The sequence below is a fragment of the Streptomyces sp. NPDC101776 genome, from assembly GCF_044766845.1.
Taxonomy (GTDB): domain Bacteria; phylum Actinomycetota; class Actinomycetes; order Streptomycetales; family Streptomycetaceae; genus Streptomyces.
On record NZ_JBIWMV010000019.1, the window covers coordinates 76,063 to 88,726 of the forward strand.

Genomic DNA, 12,664 nt, shown 5'->3' on the forward strand with positions numbered 1-12,664 from the left:
CAGCCGAAGCAGTCAGCCGAGTCAGCCGCGTCAGCCCGGCGAGGCCGAGGTCGAAACCGAGGCCGGTCGAGGTCGCCGGAGCCACAGCGGCCGTCGTAGCCCTCGTAGCCCTCGTGGCCCCCGCGGTCGTCGGGCCGGTGGCACGCTGCTCGCGCTCGCCGCGCTGCTCGTGTCCGCGTGCTCCCCGGGGAGTTCGACGACGGCGACGAGTCCGGCGGCGGACGTGGCGCTGGCCCCGCTGCCGAGGTCGACACCGGCCGCCCTGACGTCGTACTACGGGCAGAAGCTCAGCTGGCACACCTGCGGTGTCCCCGGGTTCGAGTGCGCCACGATGAAGGCGCCGCTGGACTACGACAAGCCCGGCGCGGGGGACATCCGGCTCGCGGTCGCCCGCAAGAAGGCCACCGGCAAGGGCAAAGCGCTCGGTTCGCTGATGGTGAACCCGGGCGGGCCGGGCGGTTCGGCGGTCGGCTATCTCCAGCAGTACGCCGGGATCGGCTACCCCGCCGAGGTCCGCGCCCGCTACGACATGGTCGCGATGGACCCCCGGGGCGTCGCCCGCAGCGAACCCGTCGAGTGCCTCGGCGGGCGGGCCATGGACGCGTTCACGCAGACCGACACCACCCCGGACGACCAGCACGAGACGACTCGACTCGTGGGCGAGTACAAGAAGTTCGCGGAGGGCTGCGGCGCGCACTCGCCCGACCTGCTGCGCCATGTCTCCACCGTCGAGGCGGCCCGGGACATGGACATCCTGCGGGCGGTGCTGGGCGACCGGAAACTGACGTACGTCGGGGCGTCGTACGGCACGTTCCTCGGGGCGACGTACGCGGGACTCTTCCCCGACCGGGTCGGGCGCGTCGTCCTGGACGGTGCGATGGACCCGTCCCTCCCCGCGCGCCGGATGAACCTCGACCAGACGGCGGGCTTCGAGACGGCGTTCCAGTCCTTCGCGAAGGACTGCGTACGGCAGACGGACTGCCCGCTCGGCGGCAAGGGCACGACGCCCGCCGAGGTCGGCACGAACCTGAAGGCCTTCTTCCACAAGCTCGACGCGCACCCGGTCCCCACCGGCGACGCGGACGGCCGCAAGCTCGGCGAGGCGCTCGCCACCACCGGCGTGATCGCGGCGATGTACGACGAGGCGGCCTGGCCGCAGTTGCGCGAGGCGCTCACGTCGGCGATGAAGGAGAACGACGGCGCGGGGCTGCTCGTCCTCTCCGACAGCTACTACGAGCGTGACGCGGACGGCCGCTACTCGAACCTGATGTTCGCCAACGCCGCCGTGAACTGCCTCGACCTCCCGGCCGCGTTCTCGACCGCCGACCAGGTCGAGCAGGCGCTCCCCGCCTTCGAGAAGGCGTCCCCGGTCTTCGGCGAGGGCCTCGGCTGGGCCTCCCTGAGCTGCGCGTACTGGCCGGTCAAGGCCACGGGCGAACCCCACCGCATCGAGGCGAAGGGCGCCGCCCCGATCGTGGTCGTCGGCACGACCCGCGACCCTGCGACGCCGTACCGCTGGGCCCAGTCCCTGGCCCGCCAGCTCTCCTCGGCCCGCCTGCTGACGTACGTCGGCGACGGCCACACCGCGTACGGGCGCGGCAGCACGTGCATCGACTCCGCGATCGACGCGTATCTGCTCCGCGGGACGGCGCCGGGGGAGGGGAAGCGCTGCTCGTAGCTCCGCGCGGCCCGGTTCGGGGGTGCGGCCGGGGGGTGTACGGAGCACCCCCGGAAACTGTGTAGACTTTCCGACGTTGCTGATCGCACCATGGTGTCGACAGCGCGCCGCCTTAGCTCAGCTGGCCAGAGCAACGCACTCGTAATGCGTAGGTCTCGGGTTCGAATCCCGAAGGCGGCTCTATGGTGAACCCCAGGTCGGGCCTCTGACCTGGGGTTTCTTGTCTCGGGTGACCTTGCAATCCGGGCGAGTTGGACACCTGTGGGCTACGTATCGCAATGCGTAGGTCCGGGATTGACTGCCAGTGGCCGTTTCCGTTGGCAGGGCTGTGAGCTGGGTCTTTGCTCCTTGCTGCCGGTCGGCTCGGATCTGTCGGGTTCGGCGTGGTGGCCGTGCGGTGGCCATGCGTGCAGTGATCGTGCAAACGAGTCCCGATCCGCCTTGCGGTTACAGGCATGCTCACGGTTACAGGGCTGTGCCATCCGGACAATCCCACGATCAACAGGCACTCCGTGCTGGGAATGCTCAGCACTGCGGTGGAGGACGAACTCCGGGTCCCACCAGTAGCCCCTGAAACCAAGTAATTCGACTCCACCCAACTCGGGACGGTCCAGAGCTTCCATCAGACTGGGAGCGCTTCAGTCCTGGGGATCGGATGCACTGCCCTCAAGCTCGGGCGTCGACAGGTGAGTCAGCGCCTCCTCCATGAGCCGTCGGGCATGCTCCGGTTCCAGATGGTTGGCCTCGATACGCGCGGTACGGTCTCCGACGCCGAGCTCGATAGTGACCTCAGTGTGCGGCTGTTTGATCCACAGGGGGAGACTGCGAGCCAGCAGCGCTGCCGAGTCGCCGCTGCCGAGCGTGACCACGTTCATGCGAGCACGGGGCCCATGAGACCTGGGGCCAAAAGCTCCTGGCCTCGTGTCACCCGGCCACGACGTCCCGGCTCGCGGTCCAGCCATGCCATCAGTGATGAGGCTTCTGCCGCGCTGAGCCGCAGCACGACCTCGGTTGCCGCATCTGTGTCCGGCGTTCCCATGGGCAGAGGTTCTCAGTAACTCGCATGATGTGTCTGCGAGTTGGCAGCAGACCGAGGAAAGAGGCAGATTTCTCGAACTGTCGGGACTGGCGCGTCGTTCTGATCGGCACGGCGGCGTACGAGCGGCTGCAGGATCTGCCTGCGGTCCGCAACAACCTCACCGCTGTTGAGGACATTTTCACCGATCCGGACCTTGGAACCATCCCACCTACGCAGGTCACCATGCCGGCTGACCCCGAGCACCCGTCCACCGATTACGAGGTCGTGCGTGGTGCCGCCGCTGATGCCGAGGACACCCTGCTCGTCTACTTCGCTGGGAAATTCCGCCAACCGCCGACTCCGCCTTGTATGGCACCCCTCCGCTGACGTTGCAGTCAACAATCCCAGAAGTCCACCAGGATTACATCTGATGGGCCTTCTCCGCGGCTTCGAGGAATCCGATAAATAGACTTTTTCTGCTCAAGCGGCCGGTTTGCGCAATGGGTCAAATCGACTCCATTCGAGTTCCCAGAATGCTTTAAATCCATTCTTCTTCACGAACTCTCGCTCGGATGAGTAGATTGGATATACGCCCACGAAGTCTACCGTATCCTCGCTTTTTTCCCCTGACTCGGCCGGGTGCATGCTGAACGGGAATAGCCCCAGGCTGCTCGCCGGATTCCCCAAGAGGAGGCTAGACATTCCCGACTCTTCGACAAAACGCTGTGCATAGCCAATTGCGCGACCGGGATCAAATGGCGAAAGTCCGCGCAGTGCACCAACCGCCCTAGCGGGAACGCTGGCCCAAGACAAATCCTGGCTTCGGAGTGTAATCACCATTTCATGACGACTTGTCAACCCGCCCCCGGGGCCTGAAAGCGAGAGCCCGTACGTGACCCCAGTCAGGAGACCGGGGCCCGGCACGTCCCTGTATCCGAGGGATAGAACGCGGCCATCGCTCGGGTCACGCGGCTCGACCTCTTCAATGATCGGGTCTTCACCCGTCACGGCGCGCAGGTGCGCCAGGTACAGGTCAAGCCGCTCGGCGGTGTCACGACCAGTCACTTCAGACGCTCCGCAAGGAATAGGCAGTGTGGTGAATGATAGCCGCTCCGATCCCTTCTGTGGAGCTAACCGAGATCACCCTCATCCCACCACCCCTGATAGGCAGGCACCCATTGGGTTCGAGAATGGTCAATGAATGAATTGAACTCGTCAGCCCGCGCCGCTGGAATCCTGAACTCAGTTACACCCTGGAGGCCATTCTTGTTCTCGAGGGGGAATTCGAGCTCTCCGAACGTCTTTTCCGCAGTTCCTCCTGCATTCGAATCCAGGAATGCAGAATCCATATGGAATACATGGAATCCGGGATCATGCCCAGTCCCGGCATACTGCGCCGCACCCTCCGGCATATTGGAGAGGTAAACAGTCGCATGATTTCCGCTGTGATTAGCAGGGTTCAAACCGTTGGCTTCACTCGCTTGATTTCCCAGTCCAGGAGATCGATAGAGTGGGATCGTGCATCTTTCACCGCCACCCCCGTCGGTATTGTGCACCAATATCGGCGTGCCATCTGCAACGACGTAATACGTGTGGAGTTGCTGGACAGTTAGGTTCCACCGGTTTGCCGTACCGGGTGTGGGCTGCGTGGTGACAACGTAGACGTGGTCGTTGGTAGCGGTGTTGAGGGCGTCCCCGTTGTGGAGTTTGCCGGCGGCGACCCAAGTGTGGGTGGTGTCGTTCCAGAAGGGGTGGTTGGCGGTGGTGTGGAGGGTGGCCGTGTGGCCGTCCTCGGTGAGGATGGTGAGGTCGAGCAGGTCGTGGTCGTGGTTGATCCACACGTGTTGGACGGTGCGGGCGCCTTGGTGCTTGCCGGTCTTGGGGTTGGCGGCTTCGACCTTGTCGCCGGTCTTGATCTTGCCGATCGGTTTGGTCTTGCCGCCGCTCAGCAGGATGGGGGTGTCGGGGGAGAAGCTGCAGCGACTCGGAGACTTTGTTCCGCCGTTGGAAGTACCGGATGACGGCTTGTCCGGTTTGGCCGCAGCGGCGTTGGCGTGTCCGGCTTCGGCCTGTGGGTCGGCCTTCTTGGCTCCGGCAGCCTTGGCGGCTGAGGCATCTTCGTTGGCTTGCTTGGCTGCTCCGCTCTCGGCCGCCAACTCGTCGGCGTACTCTTCGGTTGCCTCGGCCGCAGCTCCGCCGAGTCCCACGATGATGCGGCTGCCGAGGAGCAGGCTCCCGCCCGCCTCGGCGTCCGCAGCTCCCAGCACCAGACCAGAAACACAGTCCACGACGCCGCTCGCCAGGCACCCGTAGAGCACAGGCACTGCCACGATGGCGGCCGCCTCGACTTCCAGAGCCTTGAGGCCTCCCCATTTTCCGCACCGGTTCGTGCCGAAGTCAGCCGGCGAACAGGGGACTTCACCGAGAGTCGGTGTGGGGGTCTGCGTAGAGGAGGGCGCTGGGCCGAGCGAAGGCGTCGGAGTGGTAGACGGTGAGGGCGACGTGCCGGTGTTGCCGCTGGAAGTACTCGTACTGCTCGAGGAACTGGTATTGCCGGTGCTGCCCGTGCCGCCGCTGCGTTCGCAGTGGCCAGTGCCGTCGTCCAGGCACAGGCCACTGGGGTCGGAGCCGCTGGCAGGGTTGTCTGCGGAGTAGGTGTAGCCGCCCATCTGGTTGGGGTCACCCGCCTCGAAGAGCGGGTCGGGGGTGAGGAATCGGCCCTGGACTGGGTCGTAGTTGCGGGCGCCGAGGAGGTCGAGGCCGGTGGTGGTGTCGGTGGGCTGGCCGAGGTAGCCGTGGTTTTCGTCTGCGGCGACCCACGAAGTGGGCTTGGTGCCGCGGGAGTTGCCGTAGGGGTCGTAGGAGCGTCGGGTGACCGCCAGGGTGCCGGCGTCGATGGCGGTGGTGGCTGTGCCCTGGGCGTTGGCGACCTGGTAGGTGACGGTGCCGCTGCTGGAGCGGGTGATGGTGGTGCCGTCCGGGCCGGTGATGTTGCGCAGGCCGGTCCACGTCTTGGCGGAGACGTTCAGGGTGATCTGTTCGGTGCCGCCGAAGAGGTACAGGATGCGGGTCTTGTCGGTGCCGTCGACGGCGCTGGTCTGTTCCAGCAGGTTGCCGCCGGCGTCGTAGAGGTACTTGCTGGTGTTGGTGTGTATGCCCGAGCCGGTGGCGACGGTGGAGGTGCGGCCCTCGGCGTCGTAGGTGAGGGTCTGGGTCTGGCCGGACGGGAGGGCTCCGGTGCCGGCGGTGGTCCAGGTCTGGCCGGTGCTGCCGCAGGTGGCGAGGGTGAGCTGGGTGCGGATGGTGGCGCTGGCGCCGGGGTCGGTCACGCACATCGCGCTGTTGGCGTTGCTGACCAGGGTGCCGGTGCTGGTGGCCTTCCACTTCTGGGTGGCGTCGCTGTTGCAGGTGTCGAGTACCAGGAGGGTGCCGGCGGTGGTGGCGTTGCTCGTGGTGTCCAGGCACATGGTGCCCAGCACCTTGACGGTGCCGTCGGTGCCGATGGTCCAGTTCTGGGCGGCGGAGGCGTTGCAGGTGTAGGTGCGGACCACGGCGCCGGGTGTGGTGGAGGCGCTTGCGTCGTCGATGCAGAGTTTGCCGCCGCCGGAGAGGGTGAAGCCGGTGTTGACGGGTCCGGTGGTGGATACCTTGCGGGTGATGGTGTCGCCGGCGTTCTTGTTGCTGTACGCCGGGTCGGTGTAGGTGGGTGTCCACGTGGCGGTGCCGGTGGTCGGGTTGCTGCTGGTCGTGGTGCCTGACTGGTCGGGCAGGGTCGCGGTGGTGGTGCCGTCGGTGCCGGTGTAGGCGGTGGTCTGCGTGGTGTTGTTGGCCGCGGTGCCGGTGGTGTCGTGGTTGACCATGCCGGTGCGGTCGCCGAGCAGGTCGTAGGTGTACGTCTGCCAGTACGGTGCCGGGCCGCCGACCGTACTGGTTGTGACGGGGGCCGTGGTGGTGGTCTGTACGGAGCCCGTGGTGCAGCCGCCGACGCTCCCGACCGGGGCGCTGGTGGGGTTGGTGATGCCTGCGGTGTCCGTCCAGGCTGCGGTCAGGCGCTGGAAGGAGTCGTAGGTGTAGCACTGGGTGTCGTGGGTGGTGTTGTTCTGCAGGTCGTCGATCGCGGTGATCTCGCCGGCCTGGTTGTAGCGGTAGTTGGCCACGTCCAGGGCGGTGGTGGACGTCTGCAGCATGCTGGACGTCTGGGTGACCCGGCCGGTGGTGGCGTCGTACTGGGCGAAGGTCGCCAGTTCCTTGCCGGTGGTCCCGTAGTTGGTCTGCAGGATGCGGCCGAAGGGGTCGTGGACGGCGGTGTCCAGGTAGTCGGGGGTGTTGGCCGCGGTGATGAACCCGCCGATGCCGTCGAGGTTGCCCTGCTGGGTGTAGCCGTAGTCGATGTCCTCGGCGGGCAGGTTGCCGTCCGCCTGGTAGCGGAGGGTGGACAGTAGTCCGACGGTCGGGGTGTAGAAGGCGGACGCGGTGTAGGTGACGGTGCCGCTGGTGGGTGCGGCGGACTGTCCGGCTGCGGCGAAACCGTCGGCGGCCGGGACGGTCAGGGTGGTGCCGGTCGGCTGGTAGGCCGTGTTGTAGCCGGTGACCGCCTGGGTGTACGCCGATCCGGTCGTCCCGCCGACGTAGCGGGTGGACGAGGTCGGGTAGCCCTTGGCCAGGGTGTCGTACGCCCAGGAGGAAAGCTCTTTGGAGGTGTCGGGTGTGGCCGACCACGCGCTGTTGTACTCGGCGGTGGGGCGGTTGTCCCAGTCGTAGGCGTAGGAGAGGACCTGGCCGCGCGCGTCGGTGGTCTGCAGCAGGTTGCCGACGGTGTCGTACTTGTCGTAGCTGGTGGTGCCGGTGTTCGGGTCGGTCTGGGAGGTCTTCTGGCCCAGCAGGTTGTAGTGGTAGGACCAGGTGTTGCCGGCGGTGTCCTTGATGGAGTCGACCTGGCCGGCGGTCGTGTAGGTGTACGCGGTGGTGGCGTCGGCTTCCGCGGCCTGGTTCAGGGTGTCGGTCTTCCAGGTGGTGGCGCCGGTGCTGTCGTAGAGCACCGTGTTGGCGTCGTTCTGGATCTGCAACGTCGTGCCGGTGGTGGTGCCGGTCGACCACAGGGCTGTGGTGGCGCCGGCGTTGTAGACGACGAAGTTGCCGTCGCTCCGCAGGGTGGCGAAGGCTCCCGGGTTGCCCGAAGTGCTGGTGGACCACAGGGTTTTACCGGTCGCGAGGGAGGACAGCACCAGGTTGCCGTCGGCCTGCATGGCCAGCCGCACGCTGTCCGAGGTCAGTGACGTTCCCGACGGGATGGCCTGGCCCTGGGTGAGTTTGACCGTGCTGCCGGTGTTCTTGACCACGCTCTTGGTGGCCTGTCCCAGCGCGTTGGTGTAGGTCGCGGTGGAACGGCCACCGGCCGGGGCGGTGCTGTCGGTCTCGTCGGCGCCGGGATAGCTGGTGGTGGTGTGCCACTGCTGGACCGCCTGGTGCCACAGCGTACTGGTGGCCGGGCGGCCCTGGCCGTCGTAGGCGGTCGTCGTCTCCGACGGGACCTGGTTCTCGTTCGCCGCGTACAGCGTGGTGGACGGGCTGTTGTCCGGCTCCGAGTACGGCGCGAACGACGCGGTCTGCCAGCCGTGCGAGTCGTAGAAGGTGTCGGAGATGATCCGGCCGGAGTTGGTGTCGCCGAGGGCCGTGGCCTGGGTCTGGCGCGGTTGCAGCATCCCGTCGTAGATGGTGATCGACGAGGCGTAGGTGCCGTCCTCGCGCAGCGTCTTCGTGGTCACCGCGGAGGGGTTGCCAGGTGTGGTGACGGTGCCGCCGGGTGCGGAGACCGCGCCGGGGTTGATGGAGTAGGCGAAGGTCTCGTCCGCGGACTGGCTGGCCTTGTCGCGGCCCGGCAGCCAGACGGCCGTGCGTCGCCCGAGTGCGTCGTAAGTGATGTCGGTCTTGCGGTTGTTGGCGTCGACGTTCTCGGTGGGCAGCCCGTGCAGCGCGTCGAGGGTTGAAGTGACCTTCCAGCTCTGGGAGTTGGTGCTCGTGATGGTGGTCGGGTTGGTGTTTCCGCCCAGGAGGGACCAGGCGGGGGTGAACGCGGTGTGGGTGTTCTGTCCGGTGGCGTCGAGGGCGTCGGTGATGCGGCCGGCGCCGTCGTACTTCATGGCCGAGCTGGTCTGCCAATTCTCGGTGGCGCCGGTGTAGTCGGTGGCGGTGCGTACGGCGCTGACCTGGCCGATGGCGGTGCTCGCGGTCTGGTCGAGTTGTCCGAAGGCGCCCAGGCTGGTGAGGGTGCCGTCGCCGTCGTAGTAGATTTTTTTGTCCGCCAGCAGCGTGCTCGCAGACGCGGCGGTGCCGCACGGTCCGCTGACGGAGGTGACCTGGTCCGGGTAGGTCAGGGTCATCGTGTTGCTGGACGAGGGCGTCGCGTAGGTGGTGGTTGCGCACTTTTCCTGTGCGGCCACGCTGACGTCGCCATGGGAGTCGACGGTGGAGACCCGGCCCTGGCTGTCGTAGGCGGTGTCGGTCCGGGTGTGGCGCCATGTCCCGTTCGCGAGCAGCGCGTAGGCGTGCGACTGGCTGGTCTTGATGCGGTAGGCGGTCAGATCGGGCAGCGTGGACAGGGTCGGCTTCGTGTCGCCGGGGTTGTCCTCCTGGGTCCAGTCCGTCCACGGGGTCTGGCCGGTGTGTGCGGTGGTGGTGTAGGTGAAGGGGCCGTTGACCGCGACGGCATCGATGGTGCCGCCGGCCGCTGTGTAGGTGTCGCTCTGGAGGGCCGTGCCGGCGAGTTGGCCGACGTCGGTGACGCTCTGGACCGTGGAGCCGCCGACCTTGGCGTCCACGCTGACCGAGCGGCGGGTGCCGTCGGCCTTGTAGTCGCCGTCCATGCCTTGCAGGTAGGTGGTGGTCTGCTGGGTAACCGGCTCGGGCGCCTGCCCGGTCTGCACCGTCACGGTGCGGAAGCCATGGAACTGGTCCCAGGTGCGGTACTGGTCGTCCGTCTGCGCCGAGTCGTCCCGGTGCCAGGCGGCCCCGGCGTAGCTGTAGGTGGAGACCTGTGTCTCCGAACCCGCCGGGATGTTCTGGGAGTCCGGCTTGTACTGGGACGCGATCGTCAGGTCGGACGCGGTGACCGTGTGCACGGTGGTCTTGTTGAACCAGTCCGCGATCGGCTTCGACGCCCCTGGCACCGTCCAGTAGACCGGATAGCAGGAGTTGGTGTTCGCGTCCGCGGCCGAGATCGACAGCGTCTTGTTCGCGCACGGGTTGGCGTTGTAGTCGACGGCTATGGACTCGCCGGTCTCGGTCTGGACCGAGGAGATCCTCGGCCGGTACAACGGTGGCGCGGAGGGGGAGGTGTCGTTGACCCGGTTGTCGATCTCCGTACCGGTGAAGGAGGCCTGGTTCAGCTTGATGTCACTGTTGCCGTTACCGTAGGTGTCCTTGCCGGTGTGCTGGATCGACTGCAGCCACATCACGGCCTGCAGAGAGCCCGCGTCCTTCGGGTCGACGGTGGTACCGGTGACCGGGTCGACCGTGCCGCCGGAATCCGAGTACACCTGCCCCAGCTGATAGGTGTCGACAGCGACGAGAGCGTCCGTCGACGAGTCCTTGACATGGATTTTCGTGGTGACGCTGTCCAGGCGGGTGGTGGCCCAGAACGTCGGTCCCCCGGTGATGCAGACGTTGGTCGGTACCGAGGTCGACCCGGACGGCAGGGTGGTGCTGTCGGTGGAGTCACAGTGCAGGTCCCACGGCACGTCGGGCCAGTGCGGGGCGGTGTTGTCGTTGAGGTTTCCGGCCGAGCAGTCGGTGAAGGAAGCCGTGGTCTGGCAGCGCTGCTTGGACGTGAACACGACCTGCCCGGCGGGGGTGCCCCCCGTCTGCTCGTCGGCGAGCTTGTAGCCATAGGAGATGCTGTCGAGCTTTCCGCCGCGGACGTACGAGGTCAGGGTGCCCGAGTCACCGGTCGCGGCCTGGCCGCCGCCGAGGTCGTAGTAGTTGCTCTCGGTCGTGTAGTCGTAGCGCTGCACGAACCCGCTCGGCGAGACGACGAAGTCCAGGTTCCAGCGCCAGCCCTCGTGCTTGTCGCACTGGGACGCCTTGCCCTTGGCCGAGTCGTAGCACGGATCGCCCGACTCCGGATGCAGGACGGGCACGCCCCAGGCGGAGTCGGTCGAGGTGTCGCCGGGTGTACCGGACTGCATCGCGCCGGAGGGGCCGGGGCCGGTCGGGGAATGGTCGGCGCCGAAGTAGGCGGCCGTGCCGTCCGTGGTCAGAACCCGGTAGTAGACGCCGTTCTGCAGGCCGTTGGGGGCGCCGGAGAGTTCCTGGACGAGCGTTCCGTCGTCGCCCGTCAGCCGCCACTGCTTGATCTCGCCCGGCACAGTGGAATCGGCACCGTCGGGCACCAACTGTCCGGAGTGCGAGCCGAAGGAGATCGTGGCGTTGTCACCGGCCCAGCACTCGTCCCCCGACCCTTTGAGGATCTTGTTCCCGTCGCTGTTCAGGAGGCCGCCACAGGAACGATACGTCCGCTCGACGAAGCCCGGCTGGTAGCCCCAGCCGTCGCCGATCGAGGACGCCTGGGAGTTACGGGCCGAGGTCTCCCCGTCCTCGGACTGCGAGTCGTAGGAGAAGGCCACCGACGGGGCGTTGCCGCCGATCGTGGACGGAACGTCGATCGGATAGGAGTAGGTGAAGGCGCCGGTCCCGGAGGCCTGCCACGTTCCTGACGGGTTCAGTGAAGTCGCGGCGTAGCTGCCCTGCGAGCCGGAACTGCCCGAGGTGACCTCCACCGCCGTGGTGGCCGCGGACATCGCCGTCGCCCCGGCTGTGCCGCTTGCTGCACGTGATGTCGACGCGGTGGATGAGCCAAGCGTGAGCGTGGCGGTCAACTGGTCCGCGCTCGCCCGGTTGGTGAAGGTGATGGGGGTCCGCGTCCCGCACTGCTGCAGCTGAGGCGTGGTCATCGCGCAGGCCGGGACCTGGTACAGCCTCAGTCGCGAACCGAAGCCACCGCCGTACGCCTTGGCCAGCGACGCATAGTCGATGACCACCCGTACCCGGCCACTGCTGGACTTCGCGCCGGCGCGGGTGAAAGCGAGCAGCATGCCGTCGGCACCCGCCCGCAGCGCCTGAGTGTGCGATGCGACCTTCACCTGTACCGAAGCCGGGCCAACTGCCTTGCCGGAGCCGGGCTTCTGGCCGGATACCGACGCGGGCGCCACCCATACCGGCAGGGCGCCTGCCTTGACGGGCTTCGTCACTGGGACGACACGAGTGCTCGGCGAAGGAGAAGAAGTGGATACCGACTTGGTGGCCGTGTTGGAAGCGCCGGCGTGGCTGGACGACGAACTCGGCGTCGCCGCGGTGGTGGACGCGGTGTCGGCGGACTGAGTGGTGTGTGTCAGGGACACCGTCTTCGTGCCGGCCGACGGCCACACGGGCTTGACGGCACGATACCGGCTGACTGCCTTGTAGCCCTTGGGATGAGGGGTAGTTGGCTGGTGCAAGGCATGGCTGCCGACCGCCGGAGTCTTGGGCAGGGTCTTCGGGTTCCACACTGTGCCCTTGAAGCGGTAGGGCCCTACGACGGCGCCCTCGGCCACCGCTATGGGCACCAGGAGCGCCATCAGCGCGACGGTCGCCGTGGCAAGAGTCAGTGCTCTGCCCCAGATCCGGTGCTGGACGCTCGCAAACCAACGCCGCTTGCCGCTCACTCAATTCCCCCATGACCAGCGGCCTTGACAGACCGTCCCACCCCGATCACGCGGGAAGCGTGATCGACGGGAGGCTATTGATGGGAAGGGGGCAACTCAATACCCTGTGCCGACGATGTGGCGATCACGTATGCCAACTGAGTGCCTGGTGTGCCCTTTCCATGAAGGGGCGAACGTCATCACCTAGCGACAAACCAGACACCGCGTGCATTGCCCGTCGCATCCTCAACACCCTTAAACGTGACGAAGATCACGAATGCAAAGTGTTGG

General features: G+C 66.8%; 6 protein-coding genes and 1 tRNA gene. 3 read left to right on the forward strand and 4 right to left on the reverse strand.

The annotated features are described in order from the left end of the window. Positions 1-145: 145 nt before the first annotated feature. Together ACIRRY_RS39990 and ACIRRY_RS39995 are read left to right on the forward strand one after the other, a co-directional pair. Positions 146-1,678: an alpha/beta hydrolase gene (locus tag ACIRRY_RS39990; RefSeq protein ID WP_403983407.1), complete on the forward strand. Its 1,533-nt coding sequence runs from the start codon at positions 146-148 to the stop codon at positions 1,676-1,678. Between the two features lie 106 nt (positions 1,679-1,784). Beyond that, a tRNA-Thr gene (locus ACIRRY_RS39995) sits at positions 1,785-1,858 on the forward strand. Positions 1,859-2,316: 458 nt separating this feature from the next. Here ACIRRY_RS39995 and ACIRRY_RS40000 read toward each other — a convergent pair. Beyond that, complete coding sequence (locus ACIRRY_RS40000) at positions 2,317-2,553, reverse strand: hypothetical protein (protein WP_403983195.1); 237 nt, start codon at positions 2,551-2,553, stop codon at positions 2,317-2,319. Beyond that, positions 2,550-2,717 (reverse strand): hypothetical protein, encoded by a 168-nt coding sequence (locus ACIRRY_RS40005; RefSeq protein WP_403983197.1) that lies wholly within the window; start codon positions 2,715-2,717, stop codon positions 2,550-2,552. Before ACIRRY_RS40005 ends, ACIRRY_RS40000 begins: the two co-directional genes overlap by 4 nt. 24 nt (positions 2,718-2,741) lie before the next feature. Between ACIRRY_RS40005 and ACIRRY_RS40010 the strand changes: the two genes are divergently transcribed. Then, entirely contained in the window at positions 2,742-3,083 is a 342-nt protein-coding gene (locus ACIRRY_RS40010) for a hypothetical protein (RefSeq protein ID WP_403983199.1), read from the forward strand. A gap of 93 nt (positions 3,084-3,176) precedes the next feature. On the opposite strand, the gene ACIRRY_RS40015 is transcribed toward ACIRRY_RS40010, so the two are convergent. Together ACIRRY_RS40015 and ACIRRY_RS40020 are read right to left on the reverse strand one after the other, a co-directional pair. Continuing rightward, positions 3,177-3,761: a suppressor of fused domain protein gene (locus ACIRRY_RS40015; protein ID WP_403983200.1), complete on the reverse strand. Its 585-nt coding sequence runs from the start codon at positions 3,759-3,761 to the stop codon at positions 3,177-3,179. Positions 3,762-3,826: 65 nt separating this feature from the next. Further along, entirely contained in the window at positions 3,827-11,941 is an 8,115-nt protein-coding gene (locus ACIRRY_RS40020) for a ricin-type beta-trefoil lectin domain protein (protein ID WP_403983202.1), read from the reverse strand. Positions 11,942-12,664: the final 723 nt, after the last annotated feature.

Coding starts and splice junctions, on each gene's coding strand:
- ACIRRY_RS40000 (WP_403983195.1), bottom strand. CDS start 2,553: ATGAACGTGGTCACGCTCGGCAGCGGCGACTCGGCAGCGCTGCTGGCT.
- ACIRRY_RS40005 (WP_403983197.1), bottom strand. CDS start 2,717: ATGGGAACGCCGGACACAGATGCGGCAACCGAGGTCGTGCTGCGGCTC.
- ACIRRY_RS40010 (WP_403983199.1), top strand. CDS start 2,742: ATGATGTGTCTGCGAGTTGGCAGCAGACCGAGGAAAGAGGCAGATTTC.